The sequence below is a fragment of the Streptomyces mutomycini genome, from assembly GCF_001700505.1.
In the GTDB taxonomy this organism is placed as follows: Bacteria; Actinomycetota; Actinomycetes; order Streptomycetales; family Streptomycetaceae; genus Streptomyces; species Streptomyces mutomycini.
The window spans coordinates 11,573-11,817 of the sequence record NZ_MAPV01000286.1 but is presented as its reverse complement, the minus strand read 5'-3'; the positions used below and the strand labels follow the sequence as shown (position 1 = coordinate 11,817).

The 245-nt window shown below is 76.7% G+C and carries 1 pseudogene; it reads right to left on the bottom strand.

Annotation, left to right across the window (positions count from 1 at the left end):
* Nucleotides 1-245: pseudogene (locus BFF76_RS34235) on the bottom strand (acyclic terpene utilization AtuA family protein); the annotation flags it as partial.

Here is a 245-nt window from a genome sequence, read left to right as displayed (position 1 = left end):
GTTCGGGCAGGGCCGGCTCCGCGACGTCCTCGATCTCCCTGTACGGGCCGGCCGCCGGGACGGTCTCCCGGGTGCCGTCGGGCAGCACGGCGATGTGCTCGACCTCGCCGGCCGGTACGTACGCGGCCTCGAACACCCCGTACGGCGCGCCCTTGCCGGGCGGGGCGGTCACATGGAAGCCGGGGTAGCTGCCGAGGGCCAGCTCGACGGCGGCCCCTGACACCGCACGGCCGACCGCCTCGGCG